The 13,672-nt window shown below is 33.7% G+C and carries 15 protein-coding genes; 6 read left to right on the top strand and 9 right to left on the bottom strand.

What is annotated here, in order from left to right:
* The first annotated feature begins 8 nt into the window (after positions 1-8).
* The 4 genes from ABWU62_RS00410 to ABWU62_RS00395 all read left to right on the top strand — a co-directional run bounded on the left by ABWU62_RS00410 (position 9) and on the right by ABWU62_RS00395 (position 2,551).
* A protein-coding gene (locus tag ABWU62_RS00410; protein ID WP_353287090.1) for an IS630 family transposase occupies positions 9-1,014 on the top strand; the annotation gives its coding sequence in 2 pieces (ribosomal slippage) (positions 9-470 and positions 472-1,014; 1,005 coding nt in all).
* A 127-nt stretch (positions 1,015-1,141) separates the two neighbouring features.
* Positions 1,142-1,495, top strand: a complete 354-nt coding sequence (locus tag ABWU62_RS00405; RefSeq protein ID WP_353287133.1) for a hypothetical protein — start codon at positions 1,142-1,144, stop codon at positions 1,493-1,495.
* Between the two features lie 97 nt (positions 1,496-1,592).
* Positions 1,593-2,060 (top strand): hypothetical protein, encoded by a 468-nt coding sequence (locus ABWU62_RS00400; protein WP_353287132.1) that lies wholly within the window; start codon positions 1,593-1,595, stop codon positions 2,058-2,060.
* 92 nt (positions 2,061-2,152) lie between these two features.
* Complete coding sequence (locus ABWU62_RS00395) at positions 2,153-2,551, top strand: hypothetical protein (RefSeq protein ID WP_353287131.1); 399 nt, start codon at positions 2,153-2,155, stop codon at positions 2,549-2,551.
* Positions 2,552-2,628: 77 nt separating this feature from the next.
* Here the strand turns inward: ABWU62_RS00395 and ccmE are convergent, their stop codons facing one another.
* The 7 genes from ccmE to ABWU62_RS00360 all read right to left on the bottom strand — a co-directional run bounded on the left by ccmE (position 2,629) and on the right by ABWU62_RS00360 (position 9,538).
* Positions 2,629-3,021: a cytochrome c maturation protein CcmE gene (gene ccmE, locus ABWU62_RS00390; protein WP_353287130.1), complete on the bottom strand. Its 393-nt coding sequence runs from the start codon at positions 3,019-3,021 to the stop codon at positions 2,629-2,631.
* Between the two features lie 117 nt (positions 3,022-3,138).
* On the bottom strand, positions 3,139-3,975 hold the full coding sequence (locus ABWU62_RS00385; RefSeq protein WP_353287129.1) for a biotin--[acetyl-CoA-carboxylase] ligase: 837 nt from the start codon (positions 3,973-3,975) through the stop codon (positions 3,139-3,141).
* 4 nt (positions 3,976-3,979) lie between these two features.
* Complete coding sequence (locus tag ABWU62_RS00380) at positions 3,980-5,365, bottom strand: NADH-quinone oxidoreductase subunit N (protein ID WP_353287128.1); 1,386 nt, start codon at positions 5,363-5,365, stop codon at positions 3,980-3,982.
* Positions 5,362-6,804 (bottom strand): NuoM family protein, encoded by a 1,443-nt coding sequence (locus ABWU62_RS00375; RefSeq protein WP_353287127.1) that lies wholly within the window; start codon positions 6,802-6,804, stop codon positions 5,362-5,364. Before ABWU62_RS00375 ends, ABWU62_RS00380 begins: the two co-directional genes overlap by 4 nt.
* Positions 6,805-6,807: 3 nt before the next feature.
* Positions 6,808-8,655 carry an NADH-quinone oxidoreductase subunit L gene (nuoL, locus tag ABWU62_RS00370; RefSeq protein WP_353287126.1) on the bottom strand — a complete coding sequence of 616 codons (1,848 nt, stop codon included), beginning with the start codon at positions 8,653-8,655 and terminating at the stop codon, positions 6,808-6,810.
* Positions 8,652-8,960 carry an NADH-quinone oxidoreductase subunit NuoK gene (gene nuoK / locus ABWU62_RS00365; protein WP_019236815.1) on the bottom strand — a complete coding sequence of 103 codons (309 nt, stop codon included), beginning with the start codon at positions 8,958-8,960 and terminating at the stop codon, positions 8,652-8,654. Before nuoK ends, nuoL begins: the two co-directional genes overlap by 4 nt.
* Positions 8,951-9,538, bottom strand: a complete 588-nt coding sequence (locus tag ABWU62_RS00360; RefSeq protein ID WP_264330614.1) for an NADH-quinone oxidoreductase subunit J — start codon at positions 9,536-9,538, stop codon at positions 8,951-8,953. The genes nuoK and ABWU62_RS00360 overlap by 10 nt, the downstream gene beginning before the upstream one ends.
* A 206-nt stretch (positions 9,539-9,744) precedes the next feature.
* Here ABWU62_RS00360 and ABWU62_RS00355 point away from each other — a divergent pair, with 206 nt between their 5' ends.
* Together ABWU62_RS00355 and ABWU62_RS00350 are read left to right on the top strand one after the other, a co-directional pair.
* A complete protein-coding gene (locus tag ABWU62_RS00355; RefSeq protein ID WP_353287125.1) occupies positions 9,745-10,155 on the top strand; it encodes a hypothetical protein in 411 nt (136 codons plus the stop codon).
* Between the two features lie 121 nt (positions 10,156-10,276).
* A complete protein-coding gene (locus ABWU62_RS00350; protein WP_353287124.1) occupies positions 10,277-12,190 on the top strand; it encodes an ATP-dependent helicase in 1,914 nt (637 codons plus the stop codon).
* Between the two features lie 42 nt (positions 12,191-12,232).
* Here the strand turns inward: ABWU62_RS00350 and ABWU62_RS00345 are convergent, their stop codons facing one another.
* Entirely contained in the window at positions 12,233-12,988 is a 756-nt protein-coding gene (locus ABWU62_RS00345; protein WP_007302377.1) for an alpha/beta hydrolase, read from the bottom strand.
* Position 12,989: 1 nt separating this feature from the next.
* On the bottom strand, positions 12,990-13,514 hold the full coding sequence (locus ABWU62_RS00340) for a c-type cytochrome (protein WP_007302376.1): 525 nt from the start codon (positions 13,512-13,514) through the stop codon (positions 12,990-12,992).
* Positions 13,515-13,672 lie beyond the last annotated feature (158 nt).

Here is a 13,672-nt window from a genome sequence, read left to right as displayed (position 1 = left end):
GGTATTAGATGGCATTAAGATCAAAATTATTGGATGAAAAAGTGGTGGAATCAGCAAAAGAGATGCTGAAGAAAGTAAGAAATAATGCGTATGTTGCAAAAAAACTAAATGCTGTAATTGCAGCAAAAAAGCACAGTATAACAGCTGTAGCAAAAATATGTTGCATTTCGAGAAAGGCAATTACTACATGGATAAAGCACATAAAATTTGGAAGAGAAGAAAAATTATTTTCTCCACCTCAACGCCGTAGAAAAACTATATTGAACCAAAGTCAACTTGAACAAATTGAGGTGTGGATAGAGGAAAACCCCAATATTACTATTAGAGAAATGAGAATAAGAATCCAAGAAAGATTTGGTTTGAATATCAGCAAATCCACAATACATCGTAATATGCAAAGAATGAAATTCTCATATATCACACCAAGACCAGTTCATAGTGGACAGGATAAAAATAAGCAAGAGGAGTTTAAAAAAAAACCTCAATGAAACTATTGTCATGCATTCTGAAAAAGAGCTATTTTTCTTCGATGAATCACGGTTTGGTACACATTCAAAAGTTGGACATGGGTGGTTTAAAAAAGGCAGTAGGACACAGGTTAAGGTAAAATTAGGTAGGGAAAATTTTTATCTCTATAGTGCAGTTAATCCCAGAAATGGAGAGAATTTTAGCTTATTTGCACCAAACGTCAACACTGCTTGTATAAATATATTCCTTGAACAGATGTCGCAATATTTAGGAATACGAAAGGCTTTTCTCGTGATGGATTGCGCTAGTTGGCATAAGTCAAAAAGTTTAAAGATACCTAAAAATATCGAAATTATATACCTACCACCATACTCACCTGACCTCAATCCTGTTGAGAGGTTTTGGTTATATATAAAACAGAACATTTTGCGCAATAAAATCTACGATACAATTGTTCTGCTTGAGAGCGCTTTGTGTAAATTTATTACCTCTCTTTCCCCTTCCACGGTTAAACAACTCTGCAATGCTTCTTATTTGGTTCATTAATAATGAGAGTTGGTATGAGTTTGCAATAATAGATAATTTATTGTGAACTTGGATATTGATAAATTAACAGTGTGCATGTGAAACTAAAAAATAATTTAAACTTTAATAATTTATGGAGGTAATTTATATGAGTAAGAACTCACAAAACCTTTTACAAAGTGCTAATAATGAAGAACAACTTATAAGCGCTCTTGGTCTTGTTACACTTAAGACAGGTACTGGTAAGGATATACAGGACTTAAAAAAAGCGGTTAGTGGTGATACTGTTAAAAAAGCATTTGATGAATTAGCTAATAATATTAATGAAAAATTTATTAATAAGTTAAATATTATGTTAAAACAAGAGCAAGATAAAGTCGTAAGTTTGCAAGATATTATAGGCGACACAAGTAAAGGATTACAAAAAGATCTAGCAGATTTAACAGCTAAATTAGATAGTATGTTACCTGAGGAAGCACCAACCCATCCTGATATACTCTAGTAGTTAGGAAAGTAACAGCTTGCTAGCAGGCTATTACTTTTTTTCATATACCATTTCAATATAGCTGGATTGATTTTGAAATTTTATAGGAGTTAATATGAGCAACGACAGTAAACAAGAAAGTGAAAATAACTTTGAAGCAATAAACCAAATGAGCGATTTCAACTTTAAAGAAATAGACGATATAGAAGTTGAAGTTAAGCCTACAAACTTTGAGGACATTGCAAATAAAATTGCAACAATTCATTACGTCTATCAAGTTATGGATAAGTTAGTCTGCGATTTAAATAAGAAGTTTGTTTCTGATTTGAATGCCTCACTTATGAACAACATAGCACAACTTCGAGAAGAGTGTATTGACATGAACCAAGCATTGGCTAACGGTTTATCTCATTTGAATCAATTAATTCATAACAATCAAAAGGATGAGTTTATTGATAATAATCAAAACTATAGAACATGGATAGAAGACCTAAGGGAAGAAGTTGAAGGATTAAAAGCAGCAATAATTGACCATAATAACGTAAGATGGGAAGCACCAACTCACTCTGATATATTCCAGTAGTTAATAGCTTATTGGCAGGCTATTACTTTTTTCATATGCCATTTCAATGTGGCTAGTTAATTTTAAAATTATAATTTTTTATAGGAGTTAATATGAGTAATGAAAATACAGAAGAAAGAGAAAGCAACTCTAGAATAATAAATGACATAGAGGTCAAAATTAAGCCTAAATCTTTTGAAAGCAATAAGGAAAAGAATGTGTCGGTTGGTTATGTCCATAAAATTCTAGATAAACTAGTTAAAGATTTAAACGATACATTTGTTTCTAAATTGAATACTGTGTTGAAGGATGATCAAGAAAATATTGATCTATTGTTTAATGACATAAATAGGGTTGAAAATCTAATTGAGGATAATAGGGATGATATTAAATTTTTGAGAGAAAATCTTAATAACCTAAAAGAAAAAGTTGAAGAATTGAAAACAGGAACGATTAGTGATTACAACATAGATGAATGGGAAGCACCAACTTACTCTACTGATTTATTATAGTAGTTAAGAAAGTAGCAGTTTGCTAGCAGGCTGTTACTCTCTCTACATATCGTTTCAATACAGCTGAATTAGGGAATCTATTTTAAAACTTTCGGCATATAGTTCTCATCATGTTTTGCAAACACTGTATCTGCAAGAAAAGTACTATTATCAAATATTTTACCTTGCACAACAACACCACTTTTTTCTGAAAACATCGGTGGAAGTATTCCCTGGTATTTCACCACAACGCTTTTGTTAAAATCTGTCATTTGAAAAATCACTTCACTTTCGTTGCGTATCACGCTATTTTCAACAACCATTCCACCAACGCGGATTGGCTTTTGGCTGTTTTTTAAGACTATGGCTTCACTTACTGTATAGAAAAATGAGATATTTTCTTTGAGCGTCGTTAAAATAAAAAAGACGATACAGCTTAAAAAGCAGAAAATTCCTGAAGTTATAAGTAATCGCTTATGTTTCTTCTTCATTATTATCTTTCAGGCTTTCTAGAATTTTTTTACTTTTAGTATAGCAAGAAATGGTAAAAATCAATTCTCCGGTAATCAACGTAAGACTAATAAGGTAAGCAAAAATCACATACGTGTTCATAATATATTATTAATAAATAACTCACCTGCATCAAAATAAATTAAGCTTCCATCCTTTTGCTGCAACACCAATTTACCACTTTTATCTACATCAGCAAAAATTCCTTCATACAATTTGTCAGCTAACTTTACACTGATTTGCTCATTCATTTTGAATGCTTTTTTTAACCACATTTCTCTTATAGCATAAAACCCATCAAATAGCCATTGCTTTCTTAGCTTATTAAAATTTATTATTAATTCCTTTAGTAGATCTATGTTAGATACAGACTCATCGTAATTGCTAATGCATGTTGTTTCTGAAAGTGGCGCATGATTGACATTAATTCCAATTCCTATAATGAGCCAATTCGAATTGGACTTTCTTTCAAGCAATATTCCACTGATTTTTTTACTATCAACTAGGACATCATTTGGCCATTTATATTGAAGATTGAGACCGTTTATGAATGGATCTCTTGTCATCCCAGTGCTTTGACACTGGGATCCAGAAGAAAAAGTATGGATTCCAGTGTCACGCACTGGAATGACACCGCAGTGGGTTTGATTATTCAAGAAATTTAACGATAATAAAGTATTCCCTACAGCAAGAGCAGTAACAAAAGTCAATTCTGTTAATTTGCTGACATTCGTTTCTTGGTTAATTATCAAACTCGCATAAAAATTACCCTCTGGAGAAATCCAACTGTTTCCAGTGCGCCCTCTACCTTCTGTTTGTTTATCGGTAATAATAATAGTTTCATTAGATATCCCTTTCTCAATTAAATCTAATGCTTCTTTATTAGTACTTGAAACTTCTTTGTAGTGGTGAATACGAAAACCTTCAAGGATCACCTTGTCAGCCCTTGAGTTTAATGAGTGAGTAAAGATCTTCTGCGTATAAGAAAAGAACTAAGTTGATCACTGAAGCTACTGAAGTAATCATGAATAGACCCTTAGAATAAGCAACCTTATTAACACTAGCTTTATCGAAATAAATAACTTTTATGATATTTAAATAATAGTAGCATGATATCACACTCGCTATTACAAGGATCAAAGACAGGCTGATAAAGCCAGAATTTATTAAACTTTTGAATATAAAAAATTTGGCAATAAAACCTGCAAGTGGAGGTATTCCTGACATCGAGAGTAACAGTACAGAAAGATGAAATGCTACAATTGGGCGTTTCTTTCCTATACCAGATAAATTTGCAATGTCACAATCATCATCGTCAATTTGTACAAGATATGAGAATAGCCCTATGCTTGTGATGATATATATCACCAGATACATTAAGGCACTATCTGTTCCTGCTTGTGTAAAAATAGAAAGTGAAGCAAATATAAAACCAATGTGACCAATTGAACTGTAAGCAAGCAGTCTTTTTAAGTTTTGCTGACGCAAGGCCCCAAAAGCTGAGGTAAGTGCAGACAATGCTGAAACATATAAGAAAATAGGCTGAACATAACTTTTTACATTTACTAACTCTTCATTCATCAATCGAATTAAAAATGCTACAAGTGCAGCTTTTGGAGCCGTAGAAAAAAACGCAGTTACTATGGTAGGCGCACCTTGATAGACATCTGGAGCCCACATATGAAAAGGAACAATAGCAAGCTTGAAACACAAACCAATAAGGATAAAAACTAACCCAAAAACTATTCCATAAGTTATCTGATGGTTTTGCAGAAATGAACCGAGCTCAGAGAAATTGACTTGTCCTGTATATCCATAAAGCAGTGACATTCCATATAGCATAATGCAGGAAGATAGTGCACTAAGTGTAAAATATTTCACTCCTGCTTCACATGAATAAGCTGAATCTTTATTAAAGCTCGCAAGAACATACAAAGATATACTCATCAACTCAAAAGCTAAATAAAAAGAAATCAGGCTATTTGCTGAAACTAAGGTTATCATGCCAAACAGCGCAAAAAGAATCAGTATTGAAAATTCATATTTATAGTCATATTTTGATAAATTCAGCATCAAAAGTATTAAAATTCCTGTACTGAGAATTAACCCTTGAGCTGACCTGATGTATAAATTGAGTTTTAACAACGAATTAAAGAGAAAAATTTCATTATTTTCTGCCGAAATAATTAAAATAATCAAAGTTACCACTGTGCAGCCAAGTGCTAATAAGTTGATAGTTCGGCGGTTAAATGTAATTCCAAGCAGTAGCAACACTAATGAGGAGATAATAGAGAACGTTTCCGGCAATATCTGTATATAATTCATAGCGCATTATATTTTACTAACAAATTTGCCATACATGGCTTCAAATAATTCAGTGCAAGAGTTGGGTAAAATCCAAGCAAAATAACAAACACTGCAAGTAAAATTAAGACAGAAAATTCTATGCTATCCAAGCAATCATTTAATAATTTAGAATAGCTAACCCCCCATATTATTTGCTTACATAAATTCAGCATATAAACTGCGCTTAAAACAGTGCCAAGTGCGATAAACCCCGTAAAAAATCCTATGCTCTTAAACATTCCAACCATAGCCAAAAACTCGCCTATAAACCCAGATGTTCCGGGTAGCCCTATTGAAGCCATTGAAAATAAAATGAACATAAAACCAAATTTTGGCATTGTATTTACTATGCCAGAATAATTTGCAATTTCCAAAGTTCCAGTTCGAGTATATAACATTCCAACACACAAAAACAAAGCAGCAGAAATAAGGCCATGACTAATCATTTGAAATACGCTACCCAGCACTCCTTCCTCACAAAATGAAAAGAGGCCAGCGGTAACGATTCCCATATGTGCTATTGAAGAATAAGCTATTAACTTCTTTATATCATTTTGAGCAAACGCAACTAGAGAAGCATATATCACCGCAATAATGCTCAGCACAACAACAAAATTTGAAAAATATAAACTTGCCTGGGGAAGCATTGGAATAGAAAACCTTAAAAATCCATATCCCCCCATTTTAATAAGCAAGCCAGCTAAAATCACAGATCCAGAAGTTGGTGATTGCACATGCGCATCAGGAAGCCAAGTGTGAAATGGAAACATTGGAACTTTTATTGCAAAAGAAATAAAAAATGCAATCCACAGCAATGACTGCACTTCAAGATCAAGGCTTGGCACTAATGTAGCTAATTTTTGTATACTAAACGTTTCAAAAACACTATAGATGTATACCAACCCAAGTAGAAATAATAATGAGCCAGTTAATGTATAAAGAAACAACTTAAACGTTGCATATACCCTGTGTTTTCCTCCCCAAATGCCAATAATAAAGAACATTGGTATTAAAACAGCTTCAAAAAACACATAAAAGCTTATAGCATTCAGTGAAACGAAAAAACCGACTACAAAACTCTCAAGCAGTAGAAATAATGCCATATATGGCTTGAGGGTCGTATAACTCATTTTGCAATTATAGAGCATACAAATAACAAACAAGAAGGTCGTAAGTAGAAGGAAAAGCAACGATATTCCATCCACCCCTATTCCAATATCTCTTACTGGATAGCTGACAAACTGAAAGTCCGCATTGTTATAATCAAATTCTATACAAGCTACAATGCTAAGCAAGAATGGAAGTACAGCAAAAAATAGGGCAAGGAATCTTAGGTGTATAGATTGATGATTAATCCTGATCGAGGATAAAATCAACGCTCCTATCAGTGGAAGCAAGAATATACTAAGTAACAACACCTTCTATTTAATTCCAATAATATATAAAGCACCGATTATTAAAGTAACAAACATAATAAATGCATAATCAAATATATAACCAGTTTGTAACTTTATAGAACTTTTTGAACATTTATTAACCAACCTTACAACACCATTTGGTCCAAATGAATCAATAGCCTTAACATCAAACTTCCATAGAAGCCTAGATATAAACCTTATCGGTACAATTATAACAAACTCATACACCTCATCAAAGTACCATTTATTCTGCAGAAACTTAAGTAAAAATTTACTCTTAATTTGCCTAATTACTTGATATTGGTAAATTAGGTACGCAAGTGCTATTCCATTTAGGCTTGCCAAGGTTGGTAGTAATTTTATAAAGAAATTATGAACTCCATGCTCATCAATCACCATTAAACTTGATTTCCAAAACGCATTACTAGTTATGTTCAAAATATTTGCTCCCCACACTCCAGAAAATAGCGATCCAAAAGCAAGTATCAGTAATGGTATAAGCATAATCTTTGGTGCTTCATGTATATTAATTTTACTTTGTTTTTGGCTGTGGAATACAAGAAGCAATAATCTCCAAGAGTAGAATGCTGTAAAGAATGCAACAGTTAAGCTTACTACAAAAGCAAAATTGTCCGCACTGTAAGCGTGTTCAATGATTAAATCCTTTGAATAAAAACCTGCAAATGGAAATATTCCAGAAAGCGCAAGAGATCCGATCCACATGAGAGTGTAGGTGTAAGGAATTTTCTTCCAGCAATTTCCCATTTTCTGAATGTTTTGCTCATGATGCATTGCATGAATCACATTGCCAGCACCAAGAAATAGTAAGGCTTTAAAAAAAGCGTGGGTCATTAAATGAAAAATAGCAACATTATAGGCAGAAAGGCCACATGCCATGAACATATAACCAAGTTGGCTGCAGGTTGAATAAGCAATTATTTTTTTTATATCATTCTGAGTAATCGCAACGGTGGCTGCAAAAAAAGCAGTAAGTGCACCAACGATAACTATTAATTCTCGTGCCACATTTGATAACTCAAACAATGGAGAACATTTTGCTACTAAAAATATACCTGCTGTTACCATCGTTGCTGCGTGAATGAGTGCAGAAACAGGGGTTGGCCCTTCCATTGCATCGGGCAACCAAACATGTAAACCAAGCTGTGCAGATTTACCCATACAGCCAATAAAAAGTAATATGCATATTATATGAATTATTTTAAATTCACAGCAGAATGCCCTAATGTTCTGCGTGCCAAGAAGATCAGTTGTGTCAAAAACTTCAGTAAAATTTAAAGAGTGAAATGTATAATAAATAAGAAAGATTCCAATCAATAGTGCAAAGTCTCCTACCCTATTCACAACAAATGCTTTAATTGCTGCATTATTTGCAGAATATTTTTGGAACCAAAATCCTATGAGTAAATAAGAACACAGGCCAACCCCTTCCCAGCCAAAAAAAAGCTGCACGAAATTATCGCTTACAACCAGCACAATCATGCAAAACGTAAATAGCGATAGGTAAGAAAAAAACCTCGACTTCCCTTTGTCATGCTCCATATAACCGATAGAATAGAGGTGGACTACTAGTGAAACGGTGGTAATAACAATAAGCATTAAGGATGAGAGAGCATCCACACTAATTGCCCAATTTACTTTTAATACACTTAATGAAAATAGAGGAAACAAACTCAAGTGATAATTTTCAGAGAAGGTGAGAAAAACATACCAAGATAAAACTGCAGATATTCCAATCCCCGCCGTTGTAACTAACTGACTTTTTCTAAAAAGTGCTGCAAATAGCGAACCAAAGAGTGGCAAAAATACTATTAATTTCAGTATATCCATCATTCTTTCATTAAGTTCGCTTGTTCAACATCTATATTGCCACGACTTCTATAATATACAACCAATATTGCAAGCCCAACTCCTGACTCTGCTGCCGCAACAGTCAACACAAACATCACAAAAATTTGCCCAACTATATCATTCATAAAGGCAGAAAAAGCAACTAAATTGATGTTAATCGCCAGCAATAATATTTCTATTGATAACAGTATATTGATTATGCTCTTACGGTTGATGAAAATACCACATACTCCAATAGTGAACAAAATAGCAGCAACTATCAAAAAATGATTTAATCCTATTTCCATTCTACTCCTTTTCCAAATTTAGCCTTAACCAATTTTACAGATGAAGATTGTGTCAATTGCTTTAATACATTCTGTTTTTTAACTCCTTTTTTCTTGTCCTGCAAAGTAAGAGCAATTGCACCAACAATTGCAACAAGCAGCAGAATACCAGAAAGATGAAAAGCGTACATGTAGTCAGTGTAGAGCAAATTACCGATAGCTTTCACGTTATTGGCATTATAGTTTATAACATTACTTATATTCAGCGTTGAGCTGCGGATTACAAAACTGATAATCAGAAAAAACACAACACATAATATAGCACCAGGAGTGAAATGCTTCGCAAAACCCTGGCGCAACCTTATGTAGTCAATATCGAGCATCATAACTACAAAGAGGAACAACACTGCAACCGCACCGATGTATACTATCAGCACCATCATAGCGATGAATTCAGCTCCAAGGAGAATAAAAAGAACTGCAGAGTTAACGAAAGTGAAAATTAAAAATAACACTGCATGCACAGGATTCCTTACGCTAATTACACAAACAGCAGATAAGATGCTTAGAATTGCAAAAGAATAAAAGAAAAAAGGCATTGATACTTTAACTGCAACAATAGCTACTAACTTAAAGTAATTATTGCTGTAAAGTCAATATTATATTAAACGTTTGAAAACATTCTACTACAAGCTTCAGATCCATTTTAAATAGAGCATTTTCTCAGTAATGCAATAAACACTCTTGACGGTTTTAATTTATTAACTTATAGTATATGTATATTAATAGTTAGTGATGGCTCAAAATGTATAATATATTTGGTTACTTCAAAACTTGTGACAAGCAAAGTGAAAAATTAAATAGAGAGAGTTATCAATATACCACAAGAGATTATGTGACAATTTACTTCAATAATACACTAGCCAGTTTAGGCAGATCATGGAGAGAATTTAAAGAAAAAGCATATGTTTTTATATATGATATTGGAGCTTGGTTGAAAGAAATATATGAAAATTTCACTGAACGACCTGAAATGCATAACTTCTATATTCCAGAAAAACTTCCTATTAAAGCTGAGGAAATGATGAAGGAACTGAATCATAAGTCTAAGCCATTTCAAACTCTACCTATTCATCCAACAAGCAGAAGTTTTGATGCCAATATCTCAAATCAAGTTATTGTTACTCAGCATACACTAATTACTCAAATAAGATAGATACAAATCCCTACGCTTAAATATGTAGTACTTGAATGAGTTGACTGTTATGTTCAATAAGACCTTTACAATATTTCGATCATAGGTTTAACTTTACGAAGTTATAATCTATAGTGCTGCAATGAACGATTATCTCTTGATGCTAAATCCAGAACAACAATCAGCTGTAACTAACATAGATGGACCAATTTTAATACTGGCAGGAGCCGGAACGGGAAAAACAAGAACGATCACTTCAAGAATAGCGCACATAATTCGAAATGGCTACGCTTACTCCGATGAGATCTTAGCAGTTACATTCACGAACAAAGCAGCAAATGAAATGATATCAAGAGTGCTTGAACTTACGGGCACAAATATACCATGGCTTGGCACCTTCCACGCAATTGCAGCAAAAATTTTACGTCATCATGCTGAAATTGTGGGCTTAAATTCCAATTTCACAATCATTGGTGTGGATGATCAATTACAGGTAATAAAAAATATTATTAATGAAATAAGCCCTGATTACCTATCAGAAAAATGTAAGACCATTATGAATATCATCCAGCAGTGGAAAGAGAAGTGTTTATTGCCGTCTGAAGTGGAAGACGTTCAATCATTTGGGCCAGTTTACGTAACTGCACTCAAAGTCTATTACCAGTATCAGGAAAGGTTAAAATTCCTTAACTCTGTCGATTTTGGTGACTTATTGTTATATAACATACAACTTTTTAATAAAAAGACCGAGGTTCTGTCCTACTACCAAAACAAGTTTAAGTATGTCAAGGTAGATGAGTATCAAGATACAAGTCGGATAGAACGTCTTTGGCTAAAACACCTTGTAAAAGAGCATTCAAATATTTGCTGTGTAGGAGATGGGGACCAGTCGATATATAGTTGGCGTGGTGCAGAAGTTGAAAATATTTTGAAGTTTTCTGATGATTTTAAAAATGCAAAAATCGTAAAATTAGAATGTAACTACAGGTCAACATCACATATACTTGCAACTGCATCATATATTATCAATCACAATAAGACTCGATTGGAGAAAAAGTTGTGGACAACAAATATTGAAGGGGAAAAGGTAAATCTAATAAAATTGTGGGACGGAAAAGCTGAAGCAAGGTTTATAAGCGAACAGATATTAAAGCTCAATAAATACAGATTTAGTGACATTGCAGTGCTGGTTAGGGCCACCTTTCAGACTAGAGTTCTCGAAGAGTACTTTATAAAATATTCAATTCCCTACAAGATCATAAGCGGCGTAAAATTCTACGAACGTCAGGAAGTTAGAGATATAATCGCATATTTAAGACTCGTTACAAACAATAACGATGACTTAGCTTTTGAGAGAATCATAAATCTGCCAAAAAGAAGCATAGGAACTGCAACTCTCAAGAAGATATATACAACCGCTCAAGATAACAAAACCTCTTTTTTTGAAGCGACAAAAATACTAGTTGATAGTAATAAAGTGACTGAAAGAATCAAGTTCTCGCTAAGTGATTTTTTAAGTAAAATTAAAACTTGGGAAGAAATGGAAAGCGTTAAATCGCTTCACGAGTTTGTAAAAACTATAGCAAATCAATCAGGATATATTGAAATGCTTGAAGATGAAGGAGTAACAGGTTTAGCACGAATAGAAAATGTCAAAAATCTCATTTCATCTTTGAAGAATTTTGACAACGCTACAACCTTCTTGGAGCACATAAGTTTAGTGATGGAAGTGGATAATATGAATAACGATGACACTGTATATGTTATGACTCTTCACGCAGCTAAAGGGCTCGAATTTCCGTGCGTGTTTTTACCTGGTTGGGAAGAAGGATTATTCCCTCATCACAGATCTTTTGAAGATAAAAGTGGTAAAGCTTTAGAAGAAGAAAGGAGACTCGCATATGTCGGCATAACCAGAGCCGAAGAAAGGTTAATCATTTCATGTGCAGATAGAAGGGAAATTAATAATCAGTGGCAACCAATGCGCACTTCTCGATTTATTAAAGAATTGCCAAGAGAAAATGTTGAGGTGATCAAGAATAGTGCCTACTGTTGAAGCTATAACTGCAGCTCTTACGACAAACACATCTGAATTACTTCAATTATATATTTCTCCTGGCAAAAATTCTCTGATGGTCTTAAATAAAATTTTTAGTGAATGATTATCAGACATGTTGTGTTCTGCTGATTTTATTAAGTGTACTTCAACGTCTGTTGACTTAATTTTTTCAGCTAAATTCAATGAAGTTTGATAAGGAACATCTTTATCATTAATGCTATGCAATAAGCGCACAGGACAGTTTATATCTATTGCTTCTCTGTTTAAAAGAAGGTTCTTTCTACCGTCTTCGATCAGATTTTTAGTTATTTTGTATGCACAATGCTCCGAAGTAAAATCTATTACACCTTTAGAACCTAGTTCTTCTTTTTGCTTGCCTGACAATTGCTTGAATATCAAATCTTCAGTAAAATCAGGAGCAGACGATATGCCGATTAATGCTGCAATTTTTTCTGGAAATTGAAGAGCAGTGAGCAGCATCAGCCATCCTCCCATACTTGAACCTATAATTATTTGTTTATTGCTAGTTAATTCACTTATCACTTTAGCACAATTTTTTTGCCAATCACTTATTGTATAATCAGCAAAATCACCGCTTGAATTACCATGGCCAAAATAATCAAAGAGCACAAGTGCTATATCATTTTCTTGGCAAAATTTGTAAACGGCAGTTGCTTTAGTTCCATCCATATTGGATGCAAAACCACTAAAAAAAACTATAGAAGCCTTCTTTCCTTGTAGCTTTCGATATGCTATATGGCCATTACTTCCATCGAGTAATTTACAATAATTCATACTACTTTGGCAAGGCAACCGGACTATCGCTCATCGAACGCAAATAGCTGACTAGATCTGCAATCTCTTGTGGATTGGAAATGCCTGCAAATGCCATACGTGTACCTTTTATGTAGGCTTTTGGATTTTTTAAAAAAGCAAATAACTCCTCATACTCCCATTTCCCACCTTTTTCAAGTAGTGCTTTTGAGTAATTGAATGAGCTGCCAAGATGGGCCTTTTTATTTCCAACCACGTTCCACAAGTTTGGCCCCACTTTATTCATTCCACCTTTCTCAAAACTATGACAAGCTATACATTTTTTTGCTGCTGACTTGCCTTTTTCAAAGCTAGCATTCTGCATGAGCTCTCCAATATCAAGTGCCACTTGTTCAATCTTTTGTTGAGGCTCATTGCTGGCTGCTACTATTGTTTGGTGTTCAATTTTATAATCCTCTGGGTTGTAGAGCATATCAACTACATTGCTAACTATCATAATTATTAATCCAGAAAGTAAAATCGATGCTGCAATCTTATTAAGCTCCATAGTTAATTCTTATCAAGTAATGTTACTTAAATTATGCAAATATTTTCGCAAACAGTAAACAATTACCTTTATTTCACCAAAGATAGAAATTTCTATTACTTATACCAATTCCCGCTATACAAGCAACGAATAGACAATAATGGAAAAAAAGCCATACT

The organism is Wolbachia endosymbiont (group B) of Gerris lacustris (assembly GCF_964028355.1).
Classification (GTDB): domain Bacteria; phylum Pseudomonadota; class Alphaproteobacteria; order Rickettsiales; family Anaplasmataceae; genus Wolbachia.
This window is presented reverse-complemented; position numbering and strand designations above follow the sequence as displayed.

Excerpts from the sequence above, each read along its gene's own strand:
- ABWU62_RS00405 (WP_353287133.1), top strand. The coding sequence starts at position 1,142 with ATGAGTAAGAACTCACAAAACCTTTTACAAAGTGCTAATAATGAAGAA.
- ABWU62_RS00400 (WP_353287132.1), top strand. The coding sequence starts at position 1,593 with ATGAGCAACGACAGTAAACAAGAAAGTGAAAATAACTTTGAAGCAATA.
- ABWU62_RS00395 (WP_353287131.1), top strand. The coding sequence starts at position 2,153 with ATGAGTAATGAAAATACAGAAGAAAGAGAAAGCAACTCTAGAATAATA.
- ccmE (WP_353287130.1), bottom strand. The coding sequence starts at position 3,021 with ATGAAGAAGAAACATAAGCGATTACTTATAACTTCAGGAATTTTCTGC.
- ABWU62_RS00380 (WP_353287128.1), bottom strand. The coding sequence starts at position 5,365 with ATGAATTATATACAGATATTGCCGGAAACGTTCTCTATTATCTCCTCA.
- nuoL (WP_353287126.1), bottom strand. The coding sequence starts at position 8,655 with ATGATGGATATACTGAAATTAATAGTATTTTTGCCACTCTTTGGTTCG.
- nuoK (WP_019236815.1), bottom strand. The coding sequence starts at position 8,960 with ATGGAAATAGGATTAAATCATTTTTTGATAGTTGCTGCTATTTTGTTC.
- ABWU62_RS00360 (WP_264330614.1), bottom strand. The coding sequence starts at position 9,538 with ATGCCTTTTTTCTTTTATTCTTTTGCAATTCTAAGCATCTTATCTGCT.
- ABWU62_RS00355 (WP_353287125.1), top strand. The coding sequence starts at position 9,745 with ATGTATAATATATTTGGTTACTTCAAAACTTGTGACAAGCAAAGTGAA.
- ABWU62_RS00350 (WP_353287124.1), top strand. The coding sequence starts at position 10,277 with ATGAACGATTATCTCTTGATGCTAAATCCAGAACAACAATCAGCTGTA.
- ABWU62_RS00345 (WP_007302377.1), bottom strand. The coding sequence starts at position 12,988 with ATGAATTATTGTAAATTACTCGATGGAAGTAATGGCCATATAGCATAT.
- ABWU62_RS00340 (WP_007302376.1), bottom strand. The coding sequence starts at position 13,514 with ATGGAGCTTAATAAGATTGCAGCATCGATTTTACTTTCTGGATTAATA.